The following is a 14,292-nucleotide window of genomic DNA, read 5'->3' as shown; positions in this document are numbered from 1 at the left end:
ACTTAAATCTATTGGAGGTTATTCCATTATGAAAAAAAGTAAAGTATTGTTTGGCATTGTGGCCATTGTCGCAGCGATGTCCCTAATCGCAGGCTGTGGTTCTAGTGAAAAACCGGCAGCCCAGGCTCCTGCCTCTCAGGAGCAGGCAACCAGCCATCAAGGCCATAGCGCGACAATGCCTAAGGAAGATCCCATGCCCATGATGAAAGATCTGGACAAAGCGCTGCAAGACGTAGTCAAGCAAGTGAAGGCGGGCCAAACGATGGACGCCCAAAAGAGCGCGGCTCAACTAGTGAGCACCGTGGATAAAGTTGTTCCGCATATGATGGATGAAGGTTTGAAAGATAATTTACGGAAAGCAGCGACAGATATTAAAGACAGTGTAAATTCGGGTAAAACAGACCCGAATGCCCTCGATGGTAAAGTCAAAGTCATGCAGGATATTATAAAACAGACTACTACTCACCTACAAGGTATGAATCATTAATTGGAGTCCGATAGGAGGAGCGGCTGATGAAAAAGTGGTTGACAATTCTATTTGCCGGGATGCTATTTAGCAGTACTTCTGGCGCTCAGGCCGCTCCGGCCTCTGGGTACAATCAGTTTATAGCGTCCCTGGATTCTATTTTGGGGGCGTCTATGCCGGTAGCTGATGAGCAGCTTATCGCTGCCCGGCTACCATCTCAACCCAGTGGGCAGGCATCCACGATTCTGGCAGTTGCTAGCAATATGCTGGGGCAACCGGTGGTATGGGGGGGAGCTTCACCGTCCCAGGGCTTTGACTGTTCCGGTTTGGTCCAGTATGTATACCGGCAGGCAGGTATCGACCTGCCCCGTACCGCCGATTTACAGTTTCTCGTTGGTCGGACGGTATCACCGGCAGCGCTGCAGCCGGGCGATCTGGTCTATTTTACAACCTATGAGCCGGGAGCATCGCATGTGGGAATTTATATCGGTGGGAGTAAATTTATTCATACATCCTTTTCTAACGGTGTAGTGGCTATCGGTGACATGCAGGATAATTATTTCGTCCAACGGTATTACGGGGCTAAACGGGTGTGGTAGCGAAAAGTAAGCTTGCCGGCGGCAGGAAAATAGCTGCTTGTGTTATCAAAAATCATTCTCATTAACAGTTTGTTCTTTTTATGGAAATATCCGCGGGAAAATTTAGAAATAGCCAGAATATAAGTAATTTTTTTAAACAAAGAAATGGTAATGCACTTTTTAACGACTGTTTTGGTTCCTATGAACAATTTATGGAAGCCGGGCAGAAAGCGCTGGAGCAGGCGAAGTAATAGAGAAACTGCAGAAAAATAGCGTTATTAAAAAAGAAATAGCCCGTTGATTGGGAGAACAGAGACTATCTTGTAAGCTTTATTGACCTCCAGGCCGCTGTGAAACAAACAGCAGGCCTGGAGGTTATGTTTATAGGTGAAAAGAAGATCAGAATGGAGAAAAAGGAACGGGCGCGTAAGGTTAAATGGAACATGTGATATTTTTAAAAGAATAAGCGGTTTGAGTAATTTGCGATATTCGGTTACACTGTTCATAATTAAGAGGGATACTGGAGGAAGGAATATTGGAAATAAACTTTTTACAGGTCGCGTTTCAGACAAGCCACGTGCTGCAATATCTGTTTAGTTATGCCCATCTCTACTTATTAACCACGTCGCTTGCTATTTTTCTGGTTTTTGTGGTTTTAAAGAAGATTTTTGCCGAATATGTTTTTAAATTTTTCATTACGCTTTGTAATGGCACGGAAGGAAATACGGACGAACTTATTTTACTGGCTTTTAAAAGGCCGTTAACTAATTTGATTAGTAGTTTTGGTATATATTTGGCTTTGATCAATTACCTGCCGGATACCTATGAACTTTTGCTTAAAAATGTATTCAGTTCGGCTGTCATTATGTTTGTTGCCATTGGTTTGTATCATTTGATTGGTTTGTATGCTGCCAATGAGCAGGCATTGGGGCGTCTGCTCAATCTCAAAATTGACCGGATTTTGATACCGTTTTTTTCGAAAATGCTCCGTTTTATTGTTGTGGCTTTAGCGTTTGTCGTGATAGCCAGCGGCTGGGGTTATGATGTTAACGGCTTTGTAGCCGGTTTAGGTCTGGGAGGCTTGGCTTTTGCTTTAGCGGCTAAAGATCTTCTGGCTAATATTTTTTCCGGTATTGTCATCATTGCCGATAAACCTTTTAACATTGGTGATTGGATCAAAACGGACGATGTCGAAGGGACGGTCGAGGATATTAATTTCCGCAGCACGAAAATCCGAACCTTTGAGCAGGCCATGGTCACGCTACCGAACTCGAATTTAGTCAATGCCCCTATTATCAACTACACCAAAAGAAAAATGCGGCGAATTACTTTTAATCTGCAGTTGCGATATGACACCAGCAGTGAAAAACTGAAGCATTGCCTTAGCGGTATAGAAGCCATGCTGAGAAATCACCCGGGTGTTGATAAAAACACTATTTTTGTAAAATTTGATTCGCTGGGAGATAGTTCCTTAACTGTATTTTTGTATTTTTTTACTAATGGTATTATTTGGGAAGAATATCTAAATATTAAACAGGATATTAATTTTAAAATCATGGAAATATTGGCGGAAGCCGGAGTAAAAGTTGCTTTTCCCGGTACTAGTCTGTATATTGAACCGCCCGACCGTTAAGGCCATGTTTTCTGATATATAACTCGGGGCCTGGTCTCAACAAAAAAGTGAAATAAAGCTCAAAAATCATTTTTAAAAATATTTTAAAAACTCTGAATTATTTGCAGGAATTTGTACTGGCCATGCTGAAATAAAATATAGTATTAAGACGAAATCACAGCGAAGAGGAGATGATACCTATGCAGGTTGAGGTCAAATCTACCGAAGAAAAGGTGATTGACAAGACAATTTTTGAAATGCTGTGCGTGGAAAATGACGTGAAAATAGTTTGTAAAAGCTGCAAAGGTGAAATGGGATTGGCACAGATGACGCCAAACAATAGTGAAATGCGTTGGTATAGATGTGCGCAGTGCGGTAAATTGCGGCTGATTGGCAAGGAATTTGAAACCCATGAATTATCAAAAAAAGTGATAATGCTATAATCTTGCGTTCGAACTTCAGGCTGCTAACAGTTATGTTGGCAGCCTTTACATTTAACATGTGATATAGGGATAATCAATTGCGCTTGGCAAAGTCTGTAAGCTTCTATCTTGCTGAAAGTTGGTGTTTTTTGTAAAATAATATTGACAAGATACAATTTTTGATATAATATTAAAATATTTTGATATATATTGTTTTTGTAATATTATTGTTGTGAGGTGTATCTGTGAAACCTTCTGTGGCATCCTATCAGTCAATCGCACTTGATATAGCTAAACGGATTATTAATGAAGAGTTTTCTGTAGGGGCAAAGATATCCGGACGAACGCTGCTGGCCAGTCAGTACAGTGTTTCACCGGAAACGATCCGTAAAGCCATTGCTATTTTAAAGGAAGCGAATATTGTCTCGGTATCGCAGGGAAAAGAGATTATTGTGCTGTCGGCTCAACAAGCTTACCACTTCATTGAACACCATAAGGAAATGGTGTCTGCATACTCCTTACGTCAGGAACTTGAATTTCTTTTAGAAGAAAAGGAGGAAAATGATAAGCAGTTTAGAAAAATTGTAAATGAGATTATGCGTTATTCCGACCGGTTAAAAAATCTTGTACCTTATAATCCGGTGGACATACGGGTGACCGGTGGCTCTCCGATTATCGGCAGGCCGCTGCAGGAGCTTAGGTTATGGCACAATACAGGAGCAACCATTGTGGCAATCCGGCGAGGAACGGAACTGGTTATCTCTCCTGGACCAAATGCTGTCTTACAAGCAGACGACCGTATTGTGGTGGTAGGTTCAGGCGATGTTCTGCAAAAAGTTACGGATTTTGTGAATCATGGTAAATAGTACTGAACGTGATAAAACGTTGCAAGACAGAGAGCAGCAGGAGCCTTTGTTTTGCAACGTTTTTTTATAGAAAGAAGAATATATTGACATCTAACAACTTATATATTAAAATAGAATTGTTAGTTAAAAATTAGGAGGTGCAGAAGGATGAAAGTGGCCCTTGTAGGATTAGGAAGAACGGGGAAGATTGTTGCCGAGTATCTTTTACGGCAGCAAGTATTGCAAATGGTTTTTTGCAGACCTAATGGCCCAAAGGCCAACCAGGACTTAGGAACTTTTTTACATGGCAAACCAACAGGGATCATGATTCATACCAGCGATAATTTAGAAGAAAAACTGTTTCAGTTTCGTCCCGATGTACTGATTGATTTTTCAGGACCTCAGTTTTTAAGAGAAAACATTCATATTTTAGATAAATGTGCAGTCAGTGTTGTGACGGCTGTTACACAGTATGAAACAGCCGATTTGGAAAAATTTATGAGAGTTGCGGAAAAGGGGAGTATCGGTATTGTGGTGGCTCCCAATATTACTTATGGAGTTAATATATTAATGCTAATGACAGAAATTGCTTCCGTTTTACTGGAAGGGTATGATTTTGAAATTTTGGAAGAACACCATCGTTATAAAAAAGACAGTCCGTCGGGTACTGCAAAAAAAATCGCAGATAAGATTCTTCAGAATCTGCCGGACATTCAAGAAATACCGACCCACGCCGTCCGGGCCGGCAGTGTTGTGGGTAAGCATACGGTAATGATGTATGGTGAATACGATCAACTGGAGATATCTCATCAATCGTACTCCCGTGAAGCTTTTGCCCAGGGAGCTTATAAGGCAGCTCAGTTTATTCAGGGAAAAACAGGATATTATGAGATGAGCGATGTGTTTGCGTATGAAAGAAAACGCAAACAAGAGGAACTTTTCATGCGAAGAGCATTGGCTGAAGAAACCTATATGAAGTATCCGGAACCTAATTCTTTATTGGGATAATAGTATGAGGACTAATTGCGGCCCAACGCTGCGATTAGTTTTTTTTATCATGGTTAAAATAAAGTAAATCAGTTTTAAAATATGTGAACAATTGTAAAGATAATTTTTTTGATTCATTGACAGAAGATAATCACGGTGATAAAATGAGAAAAACTAAAAAGCTGGTAACATAAAACAATTATCTCTATAATAGTTTGAAAATACGAAAATGTGCAAAAAATGTAAATGGATATTAAAAAAAGTAATTGTTTACCTGCTTTAACAGCCACCTAGTGCTGTTGGTATTAAATATAGTAAATGGAAGGAGCAAGTATCGTTATGAAAGCATTAAACTTATATGGTGCAAGAGATTTACGTTTTGAAAATGCCGACAAACCGGTATTGAACAAGGAGACCGATGTAATTATCAAGGTAAAGGTCGTGGGCATTTGCGGGTCGGATATTCACAGATATGCAAAATTGGGACCTTATATTCCCGGAATGACATGGGGACATGAGTTTTCCGGTGAAATTGCGGAAGTTGGCAAAGCAGTTACCAATGTAAAAGTAGGTGACCGTGTTACGGGTTGCCCCGCGCTTTATTGCGGTAAATGTGAATCCTGCCATAAGGGGGAGTTTGCCCGTTGTGAACATTTAACGGTAATTGGAGCGTTACATCCCGGTGCTTTTGCGGAATATGTCAAATTGCCCGCTGAAAATGTTGTTAAAATTCCTGATGAAGTTTCCTATGATGTGGCAAGTCTTGTAGAACCAACCAGTGTTGCCATCCATGGCCTTTATAAAACCGGTATTGAAGCCGGTGATGATGTAGCTGTTATCGGCTGCGGCACTATAGGCCTTTTAGCCATTCAGTGGGCGAAGATTTTCGGTGCAAGGCATGTCTATGCTCTGGATATTGATGATACAAAATTGGAATTGGCCAAAAAACTGGGGGCTGATTTCGGTGTGAATACTAAAGATATTGAACCGCACGAAAAGATTTTTGAGATGACAGGCGACCGGGGGGTAGACATTGCCGTTGAATCGGCAGGGAGCCCGATCACTTCCGCTCAAGTCTTCTCTCTGCCTCGTAAAGGCGGCAAAGTGGTGTTTATGGGTATCCCTTATGGTGATGTCATGGTAAAACGTTTCTATTTTGAAAGAATTGTACGTAACGAGCTGTCGGTCTATGGATCATGGAATGCCATTTCTGCACCGTTCCCCGGAAAAGAGTGGCATACGACAGTACACTTTATGAAAGAAGGCAGTCTGAAAATTGAACCGATGATTACTCATCGTCTCAGTTTGGCAGAGGGACCGGCAATTTTTGAAAGGATTGTTAACCGTGAGGGGAATTTTGGCAAGGTGCTGTTTTATCCGGAAAAATAAATTGACATGTTTGGCGAAAACCTCTGATCAGTGCACTGATCAGAGGTTTTTCGGCATATACTGTTGAATGTTAAGAAGTAGCAGTAATTACATTAGTTAAAGGAGATTCGAGCGTGCAGAAGCTGTGGAACTGGTTTTTTATTTTTGCAGTCATTGGTTTAGTTTATCTATGGCAGCCGGACCTTTTTCAATATTCCTACTATTTGCTGCAGCAGGGTGATATTCTTGCCCTGGCAGACTATTTACGGTCTTTCGGGCTGTGGTCATTAGGGATTACGCTGTTGCTTTTTGTCGTCATGACATTTACCATTGTATTTCCTTTTATGATCTTATCCGGTGCCGCCGGACTCATGTATGGATTGTTTTGGGGAACCGTCATTTCCTGGACCGGTGAAGTCATCGGGGCTGTTGTGATGTTTGTGGTAGTTCGCTATTTTTTTCGCCATACGGTTGACGGCTGGATAACAAAAAGCCGTTATCTGGTGCAATTGGATGAATATAGTGCGACTAATGGATTTAAAGCATTGCTGCTGGCCAGGCTGCTGCCCCTGGCTCCTTCCGGCATCATTACGGCAATTGCCGCCGTAAGCCGGATGAGTTTCCGGGACTTTTTCTGGGCAAGTTTTCTAGGGAAATTGCCTCCGGTGATAATTAAGGTTTTGCTGGGGCATGATCTGGCCTTGGCAAATGATAATATGGTTCGGCTGCTGGTTATAACCGGTTTGGTGATAGGGATTTATACCGCCATATGGTATCGAAACCGTAAAGGGCGTAAGGCAGAAAACGGTCGGGAGGAAGAATAATTTTATATGGATAGAGTCACTGATGCTGCCGCCGGCATAACCTGTTGCCGGCGACTTTTTTTGTAAAGTTATTTGCAGCGGAAAAGGACAATGGCAAACTTTGGGGAAATAAAATAGGTGCTTGTAAAAGAGTTGTTGGAAACTGGGAGGATTTTTTGTATGAAAGGATGTACGGCTGTTAGGATTATCTGTCTGGTGGTTATTGGGTATTTGCTGTTTGGGGGAGTCGTAGCGGCGGCAGCAACCGGGGCGCCGGTACAGAATATTCCACATATCGATTATGTACAGGGTGTTATAGTGGATATCCAGCCAATGGATCAAATTAGGAAGGCTCAAAGTATCGGCAGTGCAGAATTGGTAGATATCCAGCTGACCTCCGGCGTGGACAGCGGGAAAACAATTAAAACCATCAATTATAAAATGAACAGACCGGGCTTTGACATACATCCCCAGGTGGGAGACAGGGTTATTGTTGCCGTTTCGGACGAAGCAACAGGAAAAACCTATAATCTTGCAGACTATGACAGAATGCCTTATGTGTATCTCTTGCTGGCAGTTATGGTGGTTACACTCATTGCCGTGGGCGGACGGGTTGGTTTGAAATCACTTTTTGTTGTTTGTTTTGCTATTTTTATTATAGTACAGGGCATGATTCCTTTAATTCTTGAATATCATGTCAATTTAATATTGATTACCCTGCTTATTAGTGCTGTTATAGCCGTAGTGACCCAAGTGACCGTCAGCGGTTGGAATCCTAAAACCTGGGGTGCTATTTTGGGTACGGTTGGCGGAGTCGCTGTTGCCGGTAGTTTATCGCTTATTTCCATCAAGTATATGCATTTGACCGGCTTGGATAATGAAGAAGCTATCATGTTAAAAGTGACTTATCTGGCGGCAGTGGATTTTCAGGAAGTCCTGTTTGCCGGCATCGTTGTCGGTTCTTTGGGAGCGGTGATGGATGTCGCCATATCCATTGCCTCGGCACAGTATGAAATTAAAAAATCCTGTCCACAGTACGGTTTTAGAGAACTTTATAAAGCCGGTATTAATGTGGGGCGCGATGTCATGGGGACAATGTCCAATACGCTGGTCTTGGCTTACCTGGGAAGCGCGTTACCACTGGTACTGCTGCTTTCGGCACAAGATCATGTACCTATGCTCAGGATTATGAATTTGAATTTGATTGCTACGGAAATTGCCCGGACTATCACCGGCAGTATCGGTCTTATTTGTTCTATTCCTCTGGCAGCGGTGGCAACAGCGTTCTTTTTGCGCCGCAGGGAGTAATATGTGCCATTCGCCAGGCCGCGTTGCCGGGCAGAAGGAGAAGCTGTCATTTTAGTGTGGAGCCGTGGTTGCGGCTTCTTTTTGTTTTATATGGAAAAAAACAACAGAAAATTAAATTTGTTTTTTACGATGAGAAGGAAGAGGTACAGCAGGAATATTTGTCCTTATACCTCTTCTTTTTATCGTGCCGTAACAATATATCACAGTTTATATAACAGATGATTACGATCAATAAGCCGGAAAAAGTAGCGATAAATGGAATTTTTTGTGTGATATAATGTGTCCTGAGTACAGGCATTACCTGCATTCAAGCAATAAATTCAAAGGGAGGACGGCTAATTTTTTCATAATAACAGAATGGAATGGAGGTTGGCACGGTACTTGCAATATAACTATATGCGGAGGGGTTAGCTTGCTAAAACAACTGCTCTCATTAATCGAAAAGGAAGATAAAAAGAATCCGATGACGGACGAGGAATTGGCAAAACGTTTGGGGGTGGGAAGGGAGAAAGTCAATGAATTAAGGCAGGCCGCCGATATTCCCAACTATTTGACTCGGCGGGAAGCAAGTTTACTGGAAGCCCTTAAAGCAATTATAACCAATGAGCAAAATATTTCCCGGCGGAAGCTGGTTATTGAGTTAAATAAACGGGGTTTTCAAATTTCATCATTTGGACTGAACCGCTATAAACAGCACATTAGCGCGGGCAAGAACCAAACCGTAAAAAAGATCGAGACGGAAAAACCTGTAAATTTGCGGCAGCCCGTTAAGGCTGAAAGCAGTGAACCTGAATTGTTTTCGAATATCATCGGCTGTAACGGCAGTCTTAGCCAGACGATAAAGCTGGCTAAGGCAGCGATACTCTATCCGCAGTATGGTTTACACACGTTAATATCCGGCAGCACCGGAGTGGGTAAGAGCCAGTTGGTGGAAGAAATGCACCGGTTCGCGCAACAAGTGCGGAAGAAGAAACTGCCTTTCATTGTATTTAATTGCGCGGACTACGGGGATAATCCGCAGTTGCTGGTAGCGCAGCTGTTTGGCTATGTGAAGGGCAGCTTTACCGGTGCCGATGCCAATAAAGCGGGCCTGGTGGAAAAAGCCAATGGCGGGATATTGTTTCTGGATGAAATCCACCGTTTGCCGCCGAAGGGGCAGGAGATTTTATTCCGTATTATGGATAAGGGGGAATTTTCAAGGCTGGGTGAGACAGAACATATTCATAAAGTCAATCTTATGATTATCGGAGCCACCACGGAAAATGTGGAATCCAGTCTCCTTAATACGTTTCGTCGCCGCATTCCGGTAACCATTCAAATTCCTCCGCTGGAAGGACGGCCCAATTCGGAACGGTTTCAGTTGATTAAACTTTTTTTTACTGTTGAGGCATCCCGAGTCAGCAAACGGATACAAGTACCGAAGGAAATCATGAAGCTCCTGATCTTATACAAGTGTACGGGTAATGTCGGCCAATTGCGGTCCGATATTCAGGTTATTTGCGCCAAGGCCTATGTAAATGTATTATCCGGCGGGTCTGCCGCTATGAAAATTAACATGAACGATTTACCGGTTCATATTAAAAATCAGTTGATGGATATCGTGGAACAAAAAATTGAATTGGATATTTTCGTTGATGAAGAAGTAGAAATCACCCCTCAGTCCGGACCTGTTTTATTGCCGGGTAAACAGGAGTTTTTAAAGTACAATATTTATCAGTTTATTGAGAAACGGATGACTGAATTGCTTAAGGGCAATGCTTCACCGCTGGAGGCCAGGGAAGTACTGGCGGCGGAGCTGGAAGCTGAAATACGCAGTACCACATTAAGTATTGAACATCAATATGCGGGCATCTCCACTGCGCTATTGCAGGATATTGTCGGAGAAGAATTGATGCGCGTTGTGGAAGACATAAAACAAATACTGGCGTCGGAAATGGGCACACAGGACTTTTCCATTATAAAAATCCTGTGCCTTCATCTCAGTGCCGCGCTGGAAAGAGTGCGTACCGGCAAGCCGATCATCAACCCGCAATATGAAAATATTAAGAGCAGCTATAAGAGAGAGTTTCGAATTGCCGGAAAAATTATCAGAATGCTCAATTTAAAACTAGGGATGAATTTCCCGGAAGAAGAAGCCGGATTTATCGCATTATATCTGAACCATTTTTTTGTTAAAAAGCAAATAACCAAATTCAGAGAAAATAAAGTCGGTTTGCTTCTGGTGACTCACGGCGAGGTCGCGCAGGCTCTGCTGGATATTGCGCAGCTCATTGTGGGAATACGCCATGGCATGGCGATAACCATGGGAATGGATGAAAATATTGACGGAGTGTTTGGCAGGGTAAAAGAAGCGGCAAAACTGGTTAATCAGGGCAGCGGCGTGCTTTTGCTGGTGGATATGGGGTCGTTGATTACGTTTGGCGAATTGATTACCGAGGAACTGGGGATACCCACCCGGGTAATTGCACGGGTGGATACCCTGCTGGTGATGGAAGCCATCCGGAAATCGGTATTGCCCACGTCTACCTTATACGGTGTTTATGAATCCTTGATTGAACTGGGGGATATGTTTCCCCGGGTGCCTGCAAGAAAAAACGGCGACATAAGCAGAAAGTCGAAGAAAACCATTATTACCACCTGTTTTACCGGAAGGGGAACAGCATTAAAAATAAAGCAGGTGATTGAAGAAAAACTGAGTTTGCTAAAGAGTAACGTAGAAGTGATTCCTCTAGGGCTTATGCAAAGTGAAACTGATATGGCAAAGGAAATTGTATATTTGCAGCAGGCCAACCGGGAGATTATTTTGATTACAGGTTTGATTAATCCTTGCTGTAAAAATATCCCTTTTTTGCCTTTTGAAGAAATACTGAACAGCCAGAAGCTGGAGACATTAATTGCCAACCTAAAGTTAAGAGACGAACTGTCAGATACGGCCAGGGAGCCGGAAAGCAGCATGCCGGTAACGCTGGAGCGATTATTTGATGTACGCCTGATCAGGATATTTCATTCCCTGGCCTCCAAAGAGGAAATAATCAAAATCATGACCGGCGTTATGTGTAAAGAACGGTATGTCAATGAAGCTTTTTATAATGATGTCATGGAGAGGGAAGCCTGGGCCACTTCCTATATTGGCGACGGGGTGGTTATTCCCCATACGGCTACAACCGTCAATATTATAAAGCCGGGGATCGCTATCGCGGTTATTAAAAATAAAATGGATTGGGATGATGCTGAGGTACGAATTGTATTTGTTTTAGCATTAAAAACAGAACATAAGGATTTATTTTTGCGGCTGTATAACGTAATTAAAGAGACGGATATGGTCGAAAAAGTATGCGGTCTATCAGATTCGAAACTAATGATTGCGGAGGTTTTAAATTATGTCGGAGCAGCAAGAAGCAGTGTCCAGGATAGATGAAAAGCTGGTAAAAGTGGGTGTGCAGGTCCCCAGCCGTGAGGCTTTGATTACTGCGATGGGAACTATGCTGGTAGAGCAGGGGTTTGTCAAACCGTCGTATATACCGGCGCTGCTTGCCAGGGAAAAGGAATTTCCAACCGGAATCGCGGCGGCAGCCGGAGTGGGAGTGGCAATACCGCATTCGGATGCCGGTCATGTACTGAAAACAGCTGCTTCGGTCTGGGTACTTGATAAAAGTATACCTTTTCATGTTATGGGCGGCGGTCAAGAGGATATTCTTGAGGTTAATATCGTGTTTATGCTGGCGGTGCACAATCCGCAGGAGCATTTAATGTTTTTACAGAAACTGCTGGGATTATTTTCCAAAGAAGATGTCATGCTGAAGCTGCGGAACGCAGCAAATGCCACCTGTATTGCCGAGACCATTAATCTGGAACTGTGAACGGACAGGGCGGACCGGTTGCAACAGCCTGGCAAGCTGTTCAGTATAAATATTGTTTTTTGAGTACGAAAGGAGGTGAACCGCATGAAAAAAAAGAGAGTGATTGTGGCCTGCGGGGGAGCGGTAGCCACATCAACGGTAGCTGCCAACCGGATTGTGGAATTATGCCAAAAAGAAGGCATTGATGTTGAAATTGTGCAATGCCGCGTATCCGAAATCAGTGCCAAATGTCAGAATGTCGATTTGATCGTTACTACATCGCGGGTAACGAAAAATTACGGCATTCCGCTGGAAACGGGAATGCCGTTTGTGTCCGGTATCGGAGCTGAGGAAGCCGGAAGGAAAATTTTAGCGCATTTACGCAGTTGAAGATGGTGACAGTTTGCCTGGCATAAAAATACTCCCGGTGGCACTGTAGCGGCTAAACTGACAGCATAATAACCAGGAGAAAAGCAACTTACTTATGAGAATACAATAATTGGCTGGGAAAGTCCAGCGTTTTTGTGACAGTTTTTAAGACAGAAAAAGAATGTTTGTTACAAAAAACAATATTTCAACAACAGCCGGATTGTTTCAACAGACAATAATGAGGAGGTTTTTGAGGATGGAATTTATTCAGTATATATTGAAACTGGGCCCTTCGGTTATGTTGCCAATCGTCATCTTTATTTTTGCCATAGTTTTGGGACAAAAGCCAGGCCGTGCTTTTCGGTCCGGGGTCATGATCGGTATCGGATTTATCGGAATCGGCTTGGTCATAGGACTGATGTTAAATAACTTAGGACCTGCGGCCAAACTGATGGCAGAACGTTTTGGTGTTCAACTGACAGTGGTTGATGTTGGTTGGCCGGGATCTTCGCCTATGACCTGGGCTTCCCAGGTCGGCGGTTTATGTATACCTGTCGCGGTAGCCGTCAATATTGCCATGCTGGTGTTTGGCATGACTAAAGTTGTTAATGTCGATATTTGGAATATTTGGCATATGGCTTTTACCGGGGCTTTGCTGCATATTGCAACAGGCAATTTAATGATCGGCCTGGCCGGAGTGGCCCTACATGCTGCCTTTGTTTTTAAGCTGGGCGACTGGTTTAGTCCTGTTATCGAAAAATACTACGATCTTAAAGGCGTGGCCATTCCCCATGGAACCTCCGCTTATTGCGGCCCTGTTGCCGTTCCGATTGAATGGCTGCTGGACAGGATACCCGTAATAAAAGACATTAATTTTAATTCGGAAATTATTGAAGAAAAGTTTGGCGTTATCGGCGAACCGATGATAATTGGTTTGATTTTAGGGGCGGTAATTGGTGCTATGGCCGGATATAGCGCTGACCTGGTTATGCAACTGGGCATGCAAATGGCTGCGGTTATGGTCCTCATGCCCAAGGTGGTTAAATGCATTATGGAAGGCCTGTTGCCGGTAGCCGATTCGGCAAGGGAGATACTGGAAAAAAAGTTTTCGGGAAAGAAATTTTATATCGGGCTGGACCCGGCCCTGTTATTAGGCGATTCGCAGGTTGTGGCAGCCAGCTTGTTGTTTGTACCGTTAACGTTAATTATTGCGGCTGTCGTTCCGGGCAATAAAGTTCTTCCCTTTGGTGATCTGGCAACGATTGGTTTTTTTGTGGCAATGGCTGTCGGCGTTCATAAGGGAAATTTATTTAGAACACTCATTTCGGGTTTTGTTATTATGGCCGGAACACTCTGGATATCCACGCAAACCATTGACCTGCATACCATATTGGCGCAACAGGCCGGAACCCAATTGGCGGCAGGTGTTACCCATGTAGCTTCCATGGACCAGGGCGGCAGTCCGGTAACCTATATTCTCTTACAGTTGTTTAGACCGGATAATATTGCGGGATTGCTGATGGTCGGTATTATTTATATTGCCTCCGTGCTGGCCACCATTAAGTACTATAAGGATGAAAGTAAAGCGCTGGAGGAATATTCCGGTAAAACCACCCAGGTCTGAGAAGTTAAATAGGAGCTGGAGTAAGCAACCTGCGCTGGCTCTTCCTTTCACCGGTTGATCATGGTATTCGA

The 14,292-nt window shown here is 43.2% G+C and carries 13 protein-coding genes; all 13 read left to right on the top strand.

The features are described 5' to 3' along the window. Positions 1-28: 28 nt before the first annotated feature. Positions 29-487, top strand: a complete 459-nt coding sequence (locus P22_RS05420; protein ID WP_054259205.1) for a hypothetical protein — start codon at positions 29-31, stop codon at positions 485-487. A gap of 26 nt (positions 488-513) precedes the next feature. Further along, positions 514-1,065 carry a C40 family peptidase gene (locus P22_RS05415; protein WP_054259204.1) on the top strand — a complete coding sequence of 184 codons (552 nt, stop codon included), beginning with the start codon at positions 514-516 and terminating at the stop codon, positions 1,063-1,065. Between the two features lie 514 nt (positions 1,066-1,579). Beyond that, the gene (locus P22_RS05410; protein ID WP_054259203.1) at positions 1,580-2,677 is read left to right on the top strand and encodes a mechanosensitive ion channel family protein; all 1,098 of its coding nucleotides are present in this window, start codon (positions 1,580-1,582) and stop codon (positions 2,675-2,677) included. Positions 2,678-2,856: 179 nt separating this feature from the next. After that, positions 2,857-3,099 carry a hypothetical protein gene (locus P22_RS05405; protein ID WP_054259202.1) on the top strand — a complete coding sequence of 81 codons (243 nt, stop codon included), beginning with the start codon at positions 2,857-2,859 and terminating at the stop codon, positions 3,097-3,099. 224 nt (positions 3,100-3,323) lie between these two features. Then, positions 3,324-3,944, top strand: coding sequence for a GntR family transcriptional regulator (locus P22_RS05400; RefSeq protein ID WP_054259201.1), 621 nt, complete (start codon positions 3,324-3,326; stop codon positions 3,942-3,944). Between the two features lie 147 nt (positions 3,945-4,091). Continuing rightward, positions 4,092-4,931 (top strand): 4-hydroxy-tetrahydrodipicolinate reductase, encoded by an 840-nt coding sequence (dapB, locus tag P22_RS05395; protein WP_054259200.1) that lies wholly within the window; start codon positions 4,092-4,094, stop codon positions 4,929-4,931. Between the two features lie 318 nt (positions 4,932-5,249). Further along, positions 5,250-6,299 carry a galactitol-1-phosphate 5-dehydrogenase gene (locus P22_RS05390; RefSeq protein WP_054259199.1) on the top strand — a complete coding sequence of 350 codons (1,050 nt, stop codon included), beginning with the start codon at positions 5,250-5,252 and terminating at the stop codon, positions 6,297-6,299. Positions 6,300-6,412: 113 nt separating this feature from the next. Continuing rightward, entirely contained in the window at positions 6,413-7,102 is a 690-nt protein-coding gene (locus P22_RS05385) for a TVP38/TMEM64 family protein (protein WP_054259198.1), read from the top strand. 159 nt (positions 7,103-7,261) lie between these two features. Then, the gene (locus P22_RS05380; protein ID WP_054259197.1) at positions 7,262-8,389 is read left to right on the top strand and encodes a YibE/F family protein; all 1,128 of its coding nucleotides are present in this window, start codon (positions 7,262-7,264) and stop codon (positions 8,387-8,389) included. Between the two features lie 412 nt (positions 8,390-8,801). Beyond that, on the top strand, positions 8,802-11,807 hold the full coding sequence (locus P22_RS05375) for a sigma 54-interacting transcriptional regulator (protein ID WP_054259196.1): 3,006 nt from the start codon (positions 8,802-8,804) through the stop codon (positions 11,805-11,807). Continuing rightward, positions 11,770-12,249 carry a PTS sugar transporter subunit IIA gene (locus P22_RS05370; protein ID WP_054259195.1) on the top strand — a complete coding sequence of 160 codons (480 nt, stop codon included), beginning with the start codon at positions 11,770-11,772 and terminating at the stop codon, positions 12,247-12,249. Before P22_RS05375 ends, P22_RS05370 begins: the two co-directional genes overlap by 38 nt. Before the next feature lie 84 nt (positions 12,250-12,333). After that, the gene (gatB, locus tag P22_RS05365; RefSeq protein ID WP_054259194.1) at positions 12,334-12,618 is read left to right on the top strand and encodes a PTS galactitol transporter subunit IIB; all 285 of its coding nucleotides are present in this window, start codon (positions 12,334-12,336) and stop codon (positions 12,616-12,618) included. Between the two features lie 235 nt (positions 12,619-12,853). Beyond that, complete coding sequence (locus P22_RS05360) at positions 12,854-14,221, top strand: PTS galactitol transporter subunit IIC (protein WP_054259193.1); 1,368 nt, start codon at positions 12,854-12,856, stop codon at positions 14,219-14,221. Positions 14,222-14,292 lie beyond the last annotated feature (71 nt).

This window comes from Propionispora sp. 2/2-37 (genome assembly GCF_001298735.1).
In the GTDB taxonomy this organism is placed as follows: Bacteria; Bacillota; Negativicutes; order Propionisporales; family Propionisporaceae; genus Propionispora.
Note: the sequence above shows the minus strand (reverse complement) of the source record. Positions and strands in the feature narration are given on the sequence as shown.

Bases quoted from the DNA above. Each gene is read 5' to 3' on its own strand.
- P22_RS05370 (WP_054259195.1), top strand. From the start codon at position 11,770: ATGTCGGAGCAGCAAGAAGCAGTGTCCAGGATAGATGAAAAGCTGGTA.
- P22_RS05360 (WP_054259193.1), top strand. From the start codon at position 12,854: ATGGAATTTATTCAGTATATATTGAAACTGGGCCCTTCGGTTATGTTG.
- P22_RS05390 (WP_054259199.1), top strand. From the start codon at position 5,250: ATGAAAGCATTAAACTTATATGGTGCAAGAGATTTACGTTTTGAAAAT.
- gatB (WP_054259194.1), top strand. From the start codon at position 12,334: ATGAAAAAAAAGAGAGTGATTGTGGCCTGCGGGGGAGCGGTAGCCACA.
- dapB (WP_054259200.1), top strand. From the start codon at position 4,092: ATGAAAGTGGCCCTTGTAGGATTAGGAAGAACGGGGAAGATTGTTGCC.
- P22_RS05405 (WP_054259202.1), top strand. From the start codon at position 2,857: ATGCAGGTTGAGGTCAAATCTACCGAAGAAAAGGTGATTGACAAGACA.
- P22_RS05420 (WP_054259205.1), top strand. From the start codon at position 29: ATGAAAAAAAGTAAAGTATTGTTTGGCATTGTGGCCATTGTCGCAGCG.
- P22_RS05415 (WP_054259204.1), top strand. From the start codon at position 514: ATGAAAAAGTGGTTGACAATTCTATTTGCCGGGATGCTATTTAGCAGT.
- P22_RS05380 (WP_054259197.1), top strand. From the start codon at position 7,262: ATGAAAGGATGTACGGCTGTTAGGATTATCTGTCTGGTGGTTATTGGG.